The organism is Shewanella sp. UCD-KL21, assembly GCF_001957135.1.
Lineage (GTDB): Bacteria > Pseudomonadota > Gammaproteobacteria > Enterobacterales > Shewanellaceae > Shewanella.
The window spans coordinates 48,357-64,567 of sequence record NZ_MPHK01000010.1; the positions used below are offsets into that span (position 1 = coordinate 48,357).

A 16,211-nucleotide genomic window follows, 5' to 3' on the forward strand; every position below is an offset into this window, starting at 1 on the left:
AAAAACAAAACATCCTAAAGGAATAGTCATGTTCAAGCCCTTGTTTACCCCCTTATTTAAGCGTACTGCTTTGGCATCATTTGCTGCCTTATTGCTTACATCTGCCCCAACTGTTGCCCAAGGCTTCAGTATGGAACGAGACGTTGAAGAGCTGCGTTTACCCACTGCGCTAAGCTCAATCCCTGCAGTGGTTAATCAATATGAAAATATTAATAGCAACTTAAACAATAAACTTGCAGATTCAACCGATGAGTTAACCATTACCCAAATGGTCGCGGCGCAAGGCACTTTACTTTGGCTGCAAGCGGTGGCCGATGTGCAGTCGGGAAAACACGATGACCGCGGCTTGTACTGGAGCCGTCTTGCTATTCGAGAAACCTTAAAAACTGCTAATGCCGGATATAATATTGTCCCTTGGCAGCGAGATATATTGATTAAGGCGTTTGAGAAGTCTTCAAGAGGCTTAAGCGACATTCAGTTTTTACCAGAAAGCCGGATTAAAATTCTAGTCACAGGTTTTGACCCATTCTTTTTAGATAAACACATTGACCAAAGTAATCCATCAGGATTAACGGCCCTGGCTTTAGATGGGGTGACTTTTAACGTTAATGGCAAACAAGCTCAAATCGAAACTGTGATGATCCCAGTGCGATTTGCCGACTTTGATAATGGCATGATCGAATCACTATTAACGCCTATGTATCGTGATAATAGTATTGATATGATTTTCACTGTCAGTATGGGCCGTGATAATTTTGATTTAGAGCGTTTTCCAGCAAGAGGTCGCAGCGCAGCAGCTCCTGACAATTTGAATGTTTATACCGGCGCTAGCAAGGAAAAGCCAATGGCCCCCTTATTTAATGGCGGAACACTCAATGGCTCTGAATTTGTTGAGTTTTCACTGCCTGTAGCTGCAATGCAGCAAGCCCAAGGCGATTGGAGCATCAATGATAATCATCAAGTGACCAGCATTAGCAAAGGTCAATTTGATGCTAAATCCATTTATGAACTGACTAACGAGCAATCGGTAGAAGGCTCTGGCGGCGGTTATTTATCTAATGAGATTTCCTATCGCAGTATTTTATTGAAACAGCAATTTGGCCGTACTTTACCGGTAGGCCATATTCATACCCCTAGAGTGGCCGGCTTTGATGCAGAAATGGAATGGAAAATGGTTGAGCAGATCCGTGAAATGATTAAACTTGCTGCGGGTGAGCTTTAGCAATAGTTTTATGCCCTGCTGATAATGCTATTATAGGCTTATCAGCAGGCAGTTTCGCTTACAACTACTTACGACTCTTTACGATTAGCTTATTATGTTCAAATCTATTTTCGCGCGCCTAACTTCAACACCCATAGCAACGACCAGCAGCACCACAAATCTCGCTGCAGAGGTTCGTATCCCATTACCAAAAACTGAAGCCCAGCAGCAAGTACTATTAAAAATAGAGTCAGATTATCAATTAGCCGAGCAACAGCTAAAGCAAAAATTTCCCCGTCCAAGTATTCTATTTAGCTTAAGAGGAAAAAGCGCTGGCACCGCCCATTTGCAATTAAATAAACTGCGCTTTAACCCGGTGTTGCTAGAAGAAAATATCGAGGCGTTTTTAACCCAAGTGGTACCCCATGAAATTAGCCACTTATTGTGCTTTCAGCTGTTTGGTAAAGTGAAGCCCCACGGTAAAGAGTGGCAACAGTTAATGAACGGCATTTATCAAATACCTGCAGACACCACCCATCAACTGGACATCAAATCTGTTGCTGGTAAACAGTTTCAGTATCATTGTCAGTGCGGCCCAGTCATGCTCAGCATTCGCCGCCATAACAAAGTGACTCGCAATCAAACTCAATACCGTTGTAAACGATGTTCACAGGTGCTAACAGCCAAAACATAACCGTAAACAATTTCACTTTATCCTAATACTTATCATTCACTTATAGCGACATTAATCATAGTCATCATTGAAACAACACTATTGATTGCATCCCCAGTTTCAATCCCTTACCATCCTTCGCAAATATCAGGCTATATCCCCGTATAACGCCTGTGCCGTATATAAAAATCAGGGTCTTTTTGTGCAACAAAATTCAAAACATGTAATACAGCCTCTGTGGCTGTTAGTGCTTTTCGCCGCTATCATTTTAACGTCAATCAATCTACACGCCGCCGAACACCCTAAAAGTTTTCGAAGCGCTAAAAAAATTGCCCAGCAGATTTACAGTAGCTCGCTACCCATGACAAGCTTTTATTGTGGTTGCGACATTAAGGTGGTCGGTAAACAGTGGAAACCCGATTTGGCCAGTTGTGGTTATCAAGTGAGGAAACAAATTCCCAGAGCCAATAGAATTGAATGGGAACATGTGGTTTCAGCTTGGGAGTTTGGTCATCAGAAACAATGCTGGCAAAATGGCGGCAGAAAAAATTGCGGTAGAATTAGCCCAGAGTTTAAGAAAATGGAAGCCGATTTACACAATCTCACTCCAACCGTGGGTGAAGTCAACGGCGATAGAAGTAATTACCGTTTTAGTCAGTGGAATGCAAAGTCTACCCTATATGGCCAATGTGATATGGTAGTCGACTTTAAAGGCCGTAAAGTGCAGCCCCCCGAGCAAAGCCGCGGCGCTATTGCCAGAACCTATTTTTACATGCAACAAAACTATGGCTTAGCGATTTCTTCCAGTCAAAAACGCTTATTTGAAGCTTGGAATAAATCCTACCCAGTTGATAAGATTGAATGTCGCCGCGATCAACTTATTGCCAATAGACAAGGTAATAATAACGCGTTTGTATTAAATCAATGCCAAAACCTCGGCCTCATTGATTAAGGATTGTTATTTATGCGAGTCCCAAGAATTTATCAGCCCGTCAATACGCTAGCGCTCAATCAGCAACTCAAGCTTGATGAAGATGGCGCTGCCCACATTGGCCGAGTGCTAAGAATGACTGAAGGCGATCAAGTCAGTGTGTTTACCGGCGATGGTTATGACTATTTAGCCAACATCATTAGCGCCAATAAAAAAAATGTCACTGTTGAAATTATCACTAAAACAGTCAATGATTCTGAGTCGCCGCTGAAGCTACATTTAGGTCAGGTCATTTCTCGTGGTGATAGGATGGATTTTACCATTCAAAAGTCTGTTGAATTGGGTGTCAGTACCATAACCCCGCTATTTTCAGATCGCTGTGGTGTAAAGCTTAATGGCGAACGTCTTGATAAAAAAATCGGCCAGTGGCAAAAAATTGTCATTAGTGCTTGCGAGCAATCAGGCCGAAGTGTGGTACCTGTTGTGCGCCCAGCAATGACCCTGAGTCAGTGGTGCGCTGAGCAAACCGATGCGTTAAAGTTGAACCTACACCCAAGAGCTGCACATGGTATTAATGGCCTGTCACTGGATAACAGTAAAGACAACCACAAAGTACGCTTGTTAATTGGCCCTGAAGGCGGTTTATCAGAAGAAGAAATCGCCATGACAGAAACCCAACAATTTACCGATGTATTGCTCGGCCCAAGAGTATTACGAACAGAAACTGCTTCACTAACAGCTATCACTGCCTTACAACTAAGATTTGGTGATATCGGTTAATCAATGATGCATGCATTGAGAATATAAGGATAAAAATATGATTAAGCTCGGCATAGTAATGGATCCAATTAGTGACATTAACATTAAGAAAGATTCAAGTTTCGCCATGTTAATGGCTGCACAGGCCCGTGGTTATCAATTGTTTTATATGGAAATGAATGATCTAGCTATGGTTAATGGTCAGGCAACAGCCACTATGCGCGCATTAACTGTTGAAGCTAATTCTGAAAAATGGTTCGAACTCGGCGATAGCATTGATACGCCATTGGCAGACCTTGATGTCATCTTAATGCGTAAAGACCCACCATTTGATACTGAATTTATTTATGCCACTTATATGCTTGAGCGTGCAGAAGAGCAAGGCACCTTAATCGTCAATAAGCCGCAAAGCTTGCGTGATGCCAATGAAAAACTCTTTACTGCCTGGTTCTCTGAATTCACCCCAGAAACCATAGTCACCAGAGACGAGCAACGCATCCGCGCTTTTCATCAAGCCAAAGGCGATATCATTTTAAAACCACTTGATGGAATGGGTGGTAGCTCAATTTTTCGCGTCAAAAAAGATGACCCTAACTTAGGGGTTATTATTGAAACCTTAACCAATGAAGGTCAGCAATACGCCATGGCTCAAGCCTTTATTCCAGATATCACTTCTGGCGATAAGCGCATTTTAGTGGTCGATGGCCAGCCAGTGCCCTTCTCTTTAGCCCGTATTCCACAAAAAGGTGAAACCCGTGGCAATCTAGCCGCTGGCGGCCGTGGTGTGGCGCAGCCATTATCTGAATCAGATTGGCATATTGCTAACACGATTGGCCCTGAGCTTAAAAAGCGTGGACTTATCTTTGTTGGCCTTGATGTGATTGGCGATAAGCTAACTGAAATCAATGTCACCAGCCCAACTTGTATCAAAGAAATTGAAGCCGCATTTGATGTAGATATTACTGGAATGTTGATGGACTCAATTGAAGCGCGTATCAATAAAAAAGCATAAATCAAAAGGATAGCAGCAATGAATGTCATTGCTGCTAATATTGTCGAACACACTTGGGACTACACATGCACTTAAGAAGTACGCTGGGCTTACTGCTTAGCTTAACCCTGTGGTTTTCTAATACCACTGTTGCCAATGAACTCATCGCTGAAGCCGCCATCAATACAAATACTGCCAGCCAAACTCAAACTGAAGCTGCTGTTACTTCCGAAGCCATTTCGGAAAAAGCAGCAATTAAGCAGGTTATAATTGATGAACCCGTAATCGTTGCGCCAATTACAGCACTAAAAAGCACTCACCAAGCTTCAACCACAGCAGCTAAGCCTAAAAACATGGTCATCATGGTGGGAGATGGCATGGGCCCCGCTTACACCAGCGCCTACCGCTACTTTAAAGATAATCCCAATACCCAAGAAATCGAGCAAACTGTATTTGATCGGCTGTTAGTGGGCATGGCAAGTACCTACCCTGCTCGCAGTAGCGGTTATGTGACTGACTCTGCCGCCTCGGCAACCGCCTTAGCTACAGGGTTTAAAACCTATAATGGCGCAATTTCAGTCGATGAAAATAAACGTCCATTGACCACCATAATGGAACTTGCCAAAGCGGCAGGCTTATCCACGGGGGTAGCAGTATCAAGTCAGGTTAACCACGCTACTCCTGCGGCATTTTTAACCCATAATGAACATCGAAAAAATTATAAAGCCATTGCAAAATCTTATTTAACATCTGATGCTGATGTCATTTTAGGCGGTGGTCAACAGTACTTTTCTGCGGAATTGTTGCAGCAATTTAAAGACAAAGGCTATCAACATATTACCGAGTTTGAGCAACTCGATAGTATCAAGCAGCCTAAAGTACTGGGTTTATTTGCCCCAGTGCAACTACCATGGGTCATTGATGATAAACAAGGCCATAAACTTAGCAGCTTAACGAAAAAGGCCTTAGAGCTATTAGCTCAAAACGACCAAGGCTTTGTATTACTGGTTGAAGGTAGCCTGATAGATTGGGCAGGACATCATAATGATATCGCCTCTGTGATGGGTGAAATGGATGAGTTTGCCAATGCCATTGAAGTGGTTGAGCAATTTGTTCGTCAACGTAAAGACACCTTGATGGTGGTGACCGCCGATCACAACACCGGTGGACTTTCTATTGGTACTAATGGTGAGTATGAGTGGCAGCCACAGCTCATTCATGGCATCAATGCCTCACCGACTAATATTGCTCAGCAGTTAATTGCTACTGATGACTGGCAAGCAAAGTTTAATCAACTGATTGGCTTTGATGCCAGCCAAGAAGAATTGACTCAATTAAGTAACGCCCGTATGCAGGGTGAAAAGCAGCTTACTGCCACTATATTAACAATCATTGATGCCCGCACTAATACCGGCTGGACCACACTGGGTCACACCGGATTAGACGTGCAGGTTTTTGCCGCCGGCCCTGGTGAAAGGCTGTTCAGTGGCCATCAAGACAACACTGATATTGCCACTAAGATGATGAGTTTATTACCTCAATCACAAGCTGCTATTGGCAGTCATTAATAAGCAATGAATAAACCTTAAAGGGTGACAATTTTGTCACCCTTTTTATTGCCGGTATTTGCTATAATCGGCAGATTATTTTTTCAAAGGTTAATCTCGTGCTTACTAACGCTTCTCAAGTCATTTTAAGAAATGCTGAATTCATTGAAAACCAAGATGTTTTAATTCTAAATCATGAAGCTGATACCTTGGCGGCTGAGCTAGTTACCAGCGCTGCATCAGTGACGAGCTTAGCATTAGACTTTAACCATTATTTATTATTGTCTCAAAAACAACAAAAAGGCTTAAGCAGTCACTTTGGTCACGAGCTGCCAACTACCGATGCCGACAAACGCTTTGATGTCGCGATTATCTATTTCCCAAAGGCCAAGCCCCTAGCGCCTTACTTATTTAACCTCGCTGCCAAGCATTTAAAGCAAGGCGGACACCTAATTGTCGTGGGCGAAAATAAAGGTGGAGTTAAATCGTTAGCAAAATTACTGCCTGAGTATTTCTCCCCCCCAAGTAAGCGCGATAATGCCCGCCATTGTTTATTATTTGTCAGTGAGTTAATCGCCCAAGCACCTGCTTTTGACCTTAATAACTGGCTAAGCCGATACTCGTTATCAACCCCTCAAGGGGAGATCACCATTTGTAACCTTGTGGGTGTGTTTAGCGAAAAGCGTCTCGATCAAGGTACAGAATTATTGCTATCGCATTTGCCGACATTAGAAAAACGCGTACTGGACTTTGGCTGTGGTGCTGGGGTTATTAGCGCCGCCTTATTAAAAGCAAACCCGAGTTTATCCGTTGAGTGCATTGATATTAATGCCATGGCTTTAAAAGCCTGTGAGCTAACCCTTGCCGCAAATGGCATGCAAGCAAAAGTGTATCCCTCTGATGGCTTTAACCAAATTAGCGGTCAATTTAATGGCATCATTGCGAACCCACCATTTCATGATGGCTTAGCCGCCACCACCCAAATTGCCAAAGATTTTGTCAAATCCAGTGCATCAAGCCTTGCCAAAGGCGGTGTGTGGCAAATTGTCGCTAACCGAAACTTGCCATATGCAGACACCATAGCCGCTGAATTTGGCCAAGTGAACGTGCCTGCAGAAAACAACAAATATAAATTATATCTATTTAATAAATAACAAAAAACTACCCGCGGTGTGCGGAGTTCACAAATTATTTGATTGAGTTATAAAACAACCAATTACTGACTAGTTTTTATCCCTAAAAAACGCTACATTTTGTTAGCTAATAATAAACGTCATTTGAGGCGTATCGTTCTACCTATTGGGCAGCCTAATAAGCTCAAATGTAGGACGCAAAAATAAGGGATTTTATGCTAGCGTCAGATTTAGCGGTTTTTAATGTTGATCAAACTCAAGTTGAGCTCCGCGTTACGCCCAGCCGTCACGGCCCCATCACTGAAGATGATATAACCCAGTTACTTAATCAGCCTGAATTTGCCATGCTGCGGCCCTTAGAGCAAAACATTGCTAAGGCGACCGCTGAAGTAAATAGTCAATGCAGTGTCGATAACGGTAAACACGAATTATTTTTTATTATTGCTGAGCGCCTTGATGGTAACGTCATCATCGAGGTCAGCGAAGATAAAATGTCAGTCTCAATGAGCTTGGTGTCTGCCTATGGCGGCCAAGACCCAACACTGCCAACCATTTTAAATGCGCTTAAATTCCATAAGGTTAAAATGGGCTTAAGCAAACCCAACATCCTATCGCTGCTACAACAATTAGACACCTTACCGCCAGGTGAGCAATGTCGCTCGCTGATCGCCCACGGTAAACTGCCGCAAAATGGCACCTATGCCAGCTTAGCAAGGCAAGTGCCATTAGCCCGCGAGCGCTTGCTGCAACCCCAAGAGCGAGCAGATGGCTCAGTGGACATGCGCGATTTGGGCGCCATGATCATGGTAAAACCAAACGATGTATTAATGATTAAAACCCCTGCTACAGATGGTGTTGCAGGTTATAACGTCAATGGTGATGTTTTACCGCAAATCCCCGGCAAAGACATTATTATGCAGCCAGGTAATGGCACTCAACTGGCCGCTAACGACCCTAATTTATTACTGGCAATGGTATCTGGTCAGCCAGTTGAAACCCGCCATGGCATGCAAGTGGATGATGTGCTGCAAATTAAAAACGTTGATGTCAATTTTGGCCATGTGGACTTTGAAGGCAGCGTGTTAATTAGCGGTGATGTCCATGAAGGCATGCAAGTAAAAAGTAGCGGCGATATTACGGTTATGGGCTTTGTGGACTCAGCAACATTGGACGCCAAAGGTGATGTCATTGTTAGTAAGGGTATTATTGGTCGCCAGATTAAAGAGCATCAACTTAGCACCACCATTAATGCTAAAGGACAAATTTGCGCACAATTTGTGCAGTACTCCAGCCTTAATGCCGATAATGATATCTTAGTAACCAAGCAATTACTCCATAGTCACTCATGTTCAAACGGTGTTATCACTGTAAGCGATCCTAGCGGCAAACGAGGCGACTTGGTTGGCGGTAAGGCGAGCGCTAGCAAAGGCATTAATGCGGTGGCAATTGGCGCTACTGCAGGCACTAAAACCGCATTATTTTGCGCCATGGATCAAGCTCAAATTCGCGCAGAAGTCAAAACTGCCCATGAAAAAATCAAACAGCTTGTCATTGCTGGCCTTGATATTGAAGCCAGATTACGCAAACTACCACCTAAAAGCGAATGGCAAACCGATGCCGGCATGATCGAGCAAGTTAAAATGATGCTTGATGAAAAGAAACAACTCGCCAGTGATCGTGCCCAGTTAGAAGCACAGTTCAAGCAATTACAGCAAGATGCCGACGGTTACTATAGTAAGCATTTTATTCAGGCCAAAAAGCATATCTTTACCAACGTTAAAATTAATATTGGCCCGTCTAAAAATACAACCCAACGGGAGCACGGCCCTTGCCTAGTCATGAATAAGCAAAATGAAATTAGTTTTGATTATAGCAACCGATAGTTGCACTATGTAACGGGTACATTCTTCAATCGGCAATAGTGTGGCCTTACATCATTGATGTTTATCAATGGTTACTTAGTGTCACCGCCTACAGGTTTTATCATGCAAAGTATTTGTTGGCCCGCAGTCATTAAGCAGCAAACTAGTGACGAGCTTATCTATCTGGCCAGCGACAGAGACTGGCTAGAGTTTTGCTGCTTAGCAGCTCATATTACCGATACAACAGATAAGTTACTCGACAGTGAAGGTCATATTTTCGATATTTCCATTAACTCAACAACTGATACCTGCCAACCTATAACCGTAGCCGAACTGCCTCAATTAGCCTTAAGCACGCAGGCTATCGACTTAGTGACATTCATTCGCTATGTTCGCCAACATGCCCAGTTAAATGGTCATTGCTGCAGCGCAAAGCTTATTTTCACTACTATTAGACAAGGAATTGAAACGGTTGAATTTCTTGAGTCTGAATTTTCTTGAGTCAGCATCGCTACTCAGGCAAAATGCTGTTCCACATTTTATCCCGTAATACGAGTATCAAGCATGGAACTGTTAAACATCGAATGCCTAGGAAAACGCCTACGATTAGAGGGCTCCATGGCTGGCTGGCAACAGCTCTATTGGGATAATCAACTGGTTTCACAAAAGTCGGCATCTGCTGATAATCAAAGCTTTACTATCCACGAATTTGAGCTGTCTAGACCGAGTTCACTAGCAGAACCCAGTCATGATGATGTCATCACCCAAACCAGCCGCCAAGTCATGAAAGTGCGATTAGAGTCTGATGTGCAGTGGCAACCATTTATCATTAACTACACGGTTTTGGTGGACAATAACCCCATTGCCGATGGTCAGCGCAACAGCAAGGACATAGAACGACAAACCCCTGAAGTGGCCCCAGTTAAACAACAAAAATTCAGTTTTGTTGGCTTAGCCTCATTAGGGTTTAAGCTGCTTAAAAGCGCCAAAGTGATTAAAGCTATGCTTGCTGCGGCCAGTGTGGCCGCCTACTCTTGGTTATTTTCAATTGAGTTTGCTTTAGCCTTGATTGCTTGTTTGGTTATCCATGAATATGGTCATATCAAAGCAATGAAACACTTCGGCATGAAAACCAAAGGTATTTATTTGATCCCATTTATGGGCGGCCTTGCTGTCAGTGACGAGCGTATTAATACCCGTTGGCAGAACGTGGTGATCTCTATTATGGGGCCGACTTTTGGCCTGTTTATGTCCATCGGTTGTATGCTGGCTTATTGGCTGACGGGTAATATCTTTTTTGCCGGACTGGCCAGCTTTAACGCCCTATTAAATCTCTTTAATTTATTGCCGATACTGCCTTTAGATGGCGGTCATATTTTAAAAAGTATCACCTTTTCCATGAATAGCATGGTGGGTCTAATCGCCTGTATCGCCGGCGCAGCCGCTGGGGTATTCATTAGCTACAGTCTTGGGCTGGCTTTACTGGGTTTCTTATTATTAATTGGTAGTCTTGAGATTGTATTTGAATGGAAAAGTCGTCATCAAAGCCATTTACTGCCCCTTGACCGTTATGGGCAAATCTTCTCGACCTTGTGGTACTTCATTACGGTTGGCTTACTGATTGCTATTATTTGGTATTTTGCAGCATCTGGCGATGAAATGCTGTCGATGCCATTAGAAATATTAAAAAGCTAGTCAACTAAATAGCAGTGCTTAACATTAACTAAGCTAGCAAGAACTAAGACCGTAATAACTAGCCTGTGATAACTAAGCTCGTAAAAACTAAGCCCGTAAGAACTAGCTACGGGCTTAACTTTTCGAAAAATATTCTCAATTAACTTATCTATTTAGCTGGTGAAATTTCGAATACCTTAGTCATGACTTTATACAGCTCAGTGCCTTGATGAACAGAGGCTGAAGCAAAATGCAGCACTGGCACACAATCTATCGGCAAACTCACCGAAGTGACGGCATTATCGCTGCCGTACTGATCTAACCTTAATAGGGTCACTAAAGGCTCGCCAGCAGCTAACGGCTCACCAACCGCTGCGCAGTATTCCACTAATCCCGCTTTAGGGGCATGAAACTTTTTATAATCCTTTAAGTAACAGCCCCAGCGTTTAATGTTGGCAGGTGCAACATGCTCTTTGATCACCCCGCGATGGCTCAAATAGGCCAAAATACCGAGGGCATCATTTTTAGCATCTGCCATATCAATGCGTTCTTGGCTTGCCAGCTCTAAGGTAAAAGCCGCCACAGGCACATCGAATATGCGCCCTTTTAACGCTGCATATTCAGTTAATTGCCACCATGGACAAAAAACCGCTTCATCCATGGCGCCGCCAAATTCATTGGGGATAATTAACGATAAGGGGATCGAGAAAAACGCCGCCGCGGCTGCATCATACTCAGGGCAATAAAGGTGCTTTGCAGATTTGGGCCCGGTATGTAAATCAAGCACGATATCAGCGCCATGGGCCATATGTTGTAATGTCACCGCTAAGCGATGACCAGTGCTAATACCCCAAGGGTTGGCTAAACGTTGCTGGCAATTATTGACTAAGGTTTGCCTAAAAGCACTAAACAAGTCCTTGTCAGCAAGCTGTTGATGCTCAGTAAACCAGTTAGCAATATCAATTCCATGGTCGTAATACTCACGGTTCCAATTCACCCCTGTAATAGGATCAAATCGCCCTAAAGTAAACTCGCCACTTTTTTGATTAATACCTAACGGGTTGGCTAAGGGCACGCAGTGAATATCACCTAATACACTGTAGTCTTGTAGCAAGGTCATCAGTTGATGTATCACCGCGTTGCCCTGTACTTCAGCCCCATGAACATTGGCCTGTATATAAACACTGGGCGCGGCGTCATCTGAGCCTTTAAAGCTAAACAGTGGCGCGGTTAACGCTTGGCCGGTGGCAAGTTCTCCCACTTCAACATGAGACAGTGTGGGTGAAGAATCGTTAGCCTGTGCTGTAATAGAGTTCACTGATGTCATACCTGCCACGTTAGCTATTATTCAAATAAGTTTTGGTGCAAAGAGTTAACCACATCTGCGGCTTCAGACTCAGCGACGAGAACACATAAGTTATGTGGGCTAGCCCCTTGGCAAATCATGCGCACATTATGTTGTTCAAGTACCCCGAAAACTCGGCTACAAATACCTGCTGTTGACGCTATCTGATTACCAATGATTGCGACTAGCGCTAATTTATCTTCCACTCTTACGCGGCAATTTTGTGATAGCTCTTGTAGTAATGATTCACTTAATAACCCCTGCCCGCTAGAGTCAGAGCCGGTTTTATCAAGGGTAAGTGACACATTTACTTCTGAGGTGGTAATCAAATCAACTGAAATTTTATGCTTAGCTAAAGTGGCAAAGGTATGCGCTAAAAAGCCCTGCGCATGGAGCATTTGCAAGCTATGCAGGTTTAATAAGGTTTGATCTCGTCTTAGAGCCACCGCTCGATAAACCGGGGCATCTTCTACTTGATGACGGATCCAAGTTCCACCTTGCTCAGGCGCTTTACTTGAACCAACAAACACCTGAATTTGTTGGCGCACGGCCGGCAGTATCGTTGCAGGGTGCAACACTTTGGCGCCAAAAGTGGCCATTTCAGCCGCTTCATTAAAGCTAATTTCAGGGATAGGCCTCGCATTAGGCGCTAAACGTGGGTCAGTGGTATAAATTCCCGCCACATCGGTCCAAATTTCAACCGCATCAGCTTTTAGGGCTTCGGCTAATAACGCAGCTGAGTAATCACTGCCGCCGCGGCCTAGGGTGGTGGTATTACCTGCTTCATCGGCGCCAATAAACCCTTGAGTCACGATAACTTGCTGAGCGAGTAACGGCTGTAAATGCTCAGCGGCTAACAGCGCAATTTGCTCAATTTGCGGCTCTGCTTTACCAAAGTGGCTATCGGTTCTTAATACTTGGCGCACATCAAATGAACTTGATGGCGTGCCTTTTTGGCGAATAACCGCAGAGAACAGTAAAGATGAGCATTGCTCGCCCATGGATAACAGCTCATCAATGATGGCTTTGCTTCTATCGAGCACTAACTTATCGCTAAGCACTGCCATTCTGCTTAATAGCTTATCAATCGTAGCTGCGACATCTTGTGGACGCGCCAGCTTATCAACAATGTCATATTGAATTTTGGCAATTTGAGTGACTAAACTTAAGCGGCGTTGATCGTTTACATTGGCTTGAGTTAACTCAACTAATAAATTAGTGACACCGCTAGAAGCGCTAACAACAACGACGCGGGTATTGGCATTGGCTAAAATAATGTCCGCACAGCGGTTCATGGCGTCAAAATCAGCAACAGAGGTGCCACCGAACTTAGCAACAACTAAACTCATGCTAATACCTCCACGACATTCGCAGACGCACTGTTAGTAGGCAAACATTGACTGGACATAAACTGAGTAGACAGTATTGGAACACATTGAAATTTAATACGTAAAAACATGATTACACTCCGAACTTACTTCGTTCGAAGAGCCTGGTGCAGTGATAACGCACCCTTAAAGAAGGGAAACAGCAATCTTTCACCAGAAGCTCTCCACCAAAAAATAGGTGACAATCGCTAGGATTCAACCTAAACGACCGATACCAGATGCCAACCAAACATACCTAGTACCTCGGCGCTAATCTCCCTCATAAGCTGTCATAGGAATTGGTTTTCCTCGAACTTACTACCTAGCTAACGCTCCTCTTCTGTTTCTTCCCACAGGAAGAGCATGAAAAATACCAATAAATAACAACCCAAGTCAATTGGGATATGCCATAAAGTCGTCAAATAACACAATACGTAAATAGAGACACTGAACTCAAAATAGTATCATCTAAGCTATTATTTATAATTTGAAATAAAAAAGTGATATAAAACAATAGAAATTAAAAAATAAAAAGTAATTTACTCGATGTAAATTCGAGGTTATTGAGTTAAAACCTTCAACTAAACTGCACAATTAAGCTTCAATATTAACAATCAAGTTTCAACAGCATATAAATAGCCATCGTTCTAATAAAAATTTAAAAATAACAATAAAAAAAGGCACTTAACTAAGTACCTATAGAAGAAGCTACTGATATTAAACATCCTCGATAACTGATACAAATGTCACTTACATCGCCAATCATGTTATTCATCGTGCAAATCAGGTAATTCATTAACTAAAACGGTTCGTGGGCCAAACTCGCCAATTAACACTTCCTTGTCAGGTGCTTCACCACAGGCCAGTAATGACAACACCCCATTATCAACATAGTAAATCGCCAGCTGTTTAAACTCTCGACCTAACTCTAACGCTTGGTCTTTTTCAATGAATACAGCCCAGCTTTTTTCCATATGAGATAAGTCTGGTGCCGCCCCAATTAAGCAACGATAGGGGCTATTAAATTGCTGAATTTTCCGCTGAAGTCGCCTATCTAACAAACGATTTTGACACGGGTTCAATTGGCTTCCTAAGGGGTTATGGGCGGTGACTATAGCGAAAGGCACAGCATAAGAAAGGCGCTGAGTAAGTAGAAATTGGGTGCCTTGATATTTAAACCAAAGCTTATCTATTGAATTATTCATCATTTATTTTTCTCAATTAAGACCAATTCAGTGTAGCAAATCAAGACTTGGGCCAACACCCTGTGTGATGTAAGTCACAAGAACAATAATTATATTTAATATAAAAATCATCAACTTACTTCAAAAACCATTTTTGTAACAAATCTACCCCGTAAATTTGTTAACATTTCATTTGTTAACAAATGCCTAAAACGAGTACAATATCCCACACTAGCTAGATTTTGCTACATAACGCTAAGTTGTGACACAAGCGACTACATTTACTGAAATTAAATCTTGGTAAAGTGTTCAAGCTTTTAAAATGTGTTCTACATTTTAAAAGACTGAATATAAATGTAGGACAAAATTAGGTTGCGAAGGAACTTTAATCAGCAATTTAATCTCTTAGTTTATATGAATCATCGGTTTTACAGATATTTTGACAGATTGTGAGCTTATTCAAGCTCAGCATACGATCTGAATATTGATTTTTTATGATCAAAATTTACGTCACGTATAACTCTTTTATAGAAGTGCGATAAATATTAGTACCTTAAACTGGTTTATATATTGTAGTTAGTCATGAAGCGTGTTTTGTTCAGGGCAGACATAGATAAACACCTATCGTGAATTTATAAATTATCGGCGTTTTCTTAGCTATATAACGCCACAGCCCTAGTGCAACATGACTAGAATCGAATTGTTTTTAATTTAGGTAAATAACATGCAAAACCCACACATTCTTATTGTTGAAGATGAAGCTGTAACCCGTAATACTCTACGTAGTATTTTTGAAGCTGAAGGGTATGTAGTAACTGAAGCAAACGATGGCGCAGAAATGCATAAAGCCATGCAGGATAATAAGATTAATCTTGTTGTTATGGATATCAACCTTCCTGGTAAAAACGGTTTATTATTAGCCCGTGAACTTCGTGAAATCAATAACATTGGCCTTATTTTCCTTACTGGCCGTGATAACGAAGTTGATAAGATCCTTGGTTTAGAAATTGGCGCTGATGACTACATCACTAAGCCATTTAACCCACGTGAATTAACTATCCGTGCTCGCAACCTATTAACTCGTGTAAACAGCGCTGGCGCTGAAACCGAAGAAAAAGGTTCTGTTGAGTTTTACCGTTTCAACGGTTGGAGCTTAGAAATCAACAGCCGTTCTTTAGTTAGCCCACAAGGTGAGTCTTACAAATTACCTCGCAGTGAATTCCGTGCGATGCTTCACTTTGTAGAAAACCCAGGAAAAATCTTAACTCGTGCAGACTTGTTAATGAAAATGACTGGCCGTGAGCTTAAGCCACATGACCGTACTGTTGACGTGACTATCCGTCGTATCCGTAAGCACTTCGAAAGCTTACCAGACACGCCAGAAATCATCGCAACTATCCACGGTGAAGGTTACCGTTTTTGTGGTAATTTAGAAGATTAATTTCGTCTGCAATTAATGTGCTTATTTGATTAGGCTCATTAGATAGCAAATGAAAATAAAAAGCCAAGTCGATGACTTGGCTTTTTTTATGGGCGATTAAAAA

14 protein-coding genes and 1 riboswitch are annotated in these 16,211 nt (G+C 42.5%); of the genes, 11 read left to right on the forward strand and 3 right to left on the reverse strand.

The genetic code is table 11. The annotated features are described in order from the left end of the window. Positions 1-130: 130 nt before the first annotated feature. From BM739_RS10825 to BM739_RS10870, 10 genes are all read left to right on the forward strand, one after another. Entirely contained in the window at positions 131-1,222 is a 1,092-nt protein-coding gene (locus BM739_RS10825; RefSeq protein WP_139326873.1) for a hypothetical protein, read from the forward strand. 94 nt (positions 1,223-1,316) lie between these two features. Continuing rightward, positions 1,317-1,895, forward strand: coding sequence for a SprT family zinc-dependent metalloprotease (locus BM739_RS10830; RefSeq protein ID WP_076540512.1), 579 nt, complete (start codon positions 1,317-1,319; stop codon positions 1,893-1,895). 220 nt (positions 1,896-2,115) lie between these two features. After that, positions 2,116-2,826, forward strand: coding sequence for an endonuclease (locus tag BM739_RS10835; RefSeq protein WP_076540653.1), 711 nt, complete (start codon positions 2,116-2,118; stop codon positions 2,824-2,826). A gap of 12 nt (positions 2,827-2,838) precedes the next feature. Continuing rightward, positions 2,839-3,585 carry a 16S rRNA (uracil(1498)-N(3))-methyltransferase gene (rsmE, locus tag BM739_RS10840; protein WP_076540514.1) on the forward strand — a complete coding sequence of 249 codons (747 nt, stop codon included), beginning with the start codon at positions 2,839-2,841 and terminating at the stop codon, positions 3,583-3,585. Positions 3,586-3,622: 37 nt separating this feature from the next. Then, positions 3,623-4,576, forward strand: a complete 954-nt coding sequence (gene gshB, locus BM739_RS10845; protein WP_076540516.1) for a glutathione synthase — start codon at positions 3,623-3,625, stop codon at positions 4,574-4,576. 65 nt (positions 4,577-4,641) lie between these two features. Continuing rightward, complete coding sequence (locus BM739_RS10850; RefSeq protein WP_254843533.1) at positions 4,642-6,123, forward strand: alkaline phosphatase; 1,482 nt, start codon at positions 4,642-4,644, stop codon at positions 6,121-6,123. Between the two features lie 98 nt (positions 6,124-6,221). Next, positions 6,222-7,256, forward strand: coding sequence for a methyltransferase (locus BM739_RS10855; RefSeq protein ID WP_076540518.1), 1,035 nt, complete (start codon positions 6,222-6,224; stop codon positions 7,254-7,256). A 194-nt stretch (positions 7,257-7,450) separates the two neighbouring features. Beyond that, positions 7,451-9,118 (forward strand): DUF342 domain-containing protein, encoded by a 1,668-nt coding sequence (locus BM739_RS10860; RefSeq protein ID WP_076540520.1) that lies wholly within the window; start codon positions 7,451-7,453, stop codon positions 9,116-9,118. A gap of 102 nt (positions 9,119-9,220) precedes the next feature. After that, positions 9,221-9,598 (forward strand): DUF4144 family protein, encoded by a 378-nt coding sequence (locus tag BM739_RS10865; protein WP_076540657.1) that lies wholly within the window; start codon positions 9,221-9,223, stop codon positions 9,596-9,598. Between the two features lie 63 nt (positions 9,599-9,661). Beyond that, positions 9,662-10,792 (forward strand): site-2 protease family protein, encoded by a 1,131-nt coding sequence (locus BM739_RS10870; protein ID WP_076540522.1) that lies wholly within the window; start codon positions 9,662-9,664, stop codon positions 10,790-10,792. 148 nt (positions 10,793-10,940) lie between these two features. Here the strand turns inward: BM739_RS10870 and BM739_RS10875 are convergent, their stop codons facing one another. The 3 genes from BM739_RS10875 to BM739_RS10885 form a co-directional block, all read right to left on the reverse strand. Next, entirely contained in the window at positions 10,941-12,098 is a 1,158-nt protein-coding gene (locus BM739_RS10875; protein ID WP_076540524.1) for a succinylglutamate desuccinylase/aspartoacylase family protein, read from the reverse strand. 17 nt (positions 12,099-12,115) lie between these two features. After that, positions 12,116-13,465, reverse strand: coding sequence for a lysine-sensitive aspartokinase 3 (gene lysC, locus BM739_RS10880; RefSeq protein WP_076540526.1), 1,350 nt, complete (start codon positions 13,463-13,465; stop codon positions 12,116-12,118). Between the two features lie 188 nt (positions 13,466-13,653). Beyond that, positions 13,654-13,831: riboswitch (Lysine riboswitch) on the reverse strand. A 419-nt stretch (positions 13,832-14,250) separates the two neighbouring features. Beyond that, positions 14,251-14,688 (reverse strand): DUF3293 domain-containing protein, encoded by a 438-nt coding sequence (locus BM739_RS10885; protein ID WP_076540659.1) that lies wholly within the window; start codon positions 14,686-14,688, stop codon positions 14,251-14,253. A 703-nt stretch (positions 14,689-15,391) separates the two neighbouring features. On the opposite strand from BM739_RS10885, the gene arcA reads away from it, so the two are divergent. Beyond that, on the forward strand, positions 15,392-16,108 hold the full coding sequence (gene arcA, locus BM739_RS10890) for a two-component system response regulator ArcA (protein ID WP_076540527.1): 717 nt from the start codon (positions 15,392-15,394) through the stop codon (positions 16,106-16,108). The last annotated feature ends 103 nt before the right edge of the window (positions 16,109-16,211 follow it).

What these genes read in the sequence shown, in the direction of transcription:
- BM739_RS10825 (WP_139326873.1), top strand. Translation starts at nt 131, where the DNA reads ATGGAACGAGACGTTGAAGAGCTGCGTTTACCCACTGCGCTAAGCTCA.
- BM739_RS10830 (WP_076540512.1), top strand. Translation starts at nt 1,317, where the DNA reads ATGTTCAAATCTATTTTCGCGCGCCTAACTTCAACACCCATAGCAACG.
- rsmE (WP_076540514.1), top strand. Translation starts at nt 2,839, where the DNA reads ATGCGAGTCCCAAGAATTTATCAGCCCGTCAATACGCTAGCGCTCAAT.
- gshB (WP_076540516.1), top strand. Translation starts at nt 3,623, where the DNA reads ATGATTAAGCTCGGCATAGTAATGGATCCAATTAGTGACATTAACATT.
- BM739_RS10850 (WP_254843533.1), top strand. Translation starts at nt 4,642, where the DNA reads ATGCACTTAAGAAGTACGCTGGGCTTACTGCTTAGCTTAACCCTGTGG.
- BM739_RS10860 (WP_076540520.1), top strand. Translation starts at nt 7,451, where the DNA reads ATGCTAGCGTCAGATTTAGCGGTTTTTAATGTTGATCAAACTCAAGTT.
- BM739_RS10865 (WP_076540657.1), top strand. Translation starts at nt 9,221, where the DNA reads ATGCAAAGTATTTGTTGGCCCGCAGTCATTAAGCAGCAAACTAGTGAC.
- BM739_RS10870 (WP_076540522.1), top strand. Translation starts at nt 9,662, where the DNA reads ATGGAACTGTTAAACATCGAATGCCTAGGAAAACGCCTACGATTAGAG.
- BM739_RS10875 (WP_076540524.1), bottom strand. Translation starts at nt 12,098, where the DNA reads ATGACATCAGTGAACTCTATTACAGCACAGGCTAACGATTCTTCACCC.
- lysC (WP_076540526.1), bottom strand. Translation starts at nt 13,465, where the DNA reads ATGAGTTTAGTTGTTGCTAAGTTCGGTGGCACCTCTGTTGCTGATTTT.
- BM739_RS10885 (WP_076540659.1), bottom strand. Translation starts at nt 14,688, where the DNA reads ATGAATAATTCAATAGATAAGCTTTGGTTTAAATATCAAGGCACCCAA.
- arcA (WP_076540527.1), top strand. Translation starts at nt 15,392, where the DNA reads ATGCAAAACCCACACATTCTTATTGTTGAAGATGAAGCTGTAACCCGT.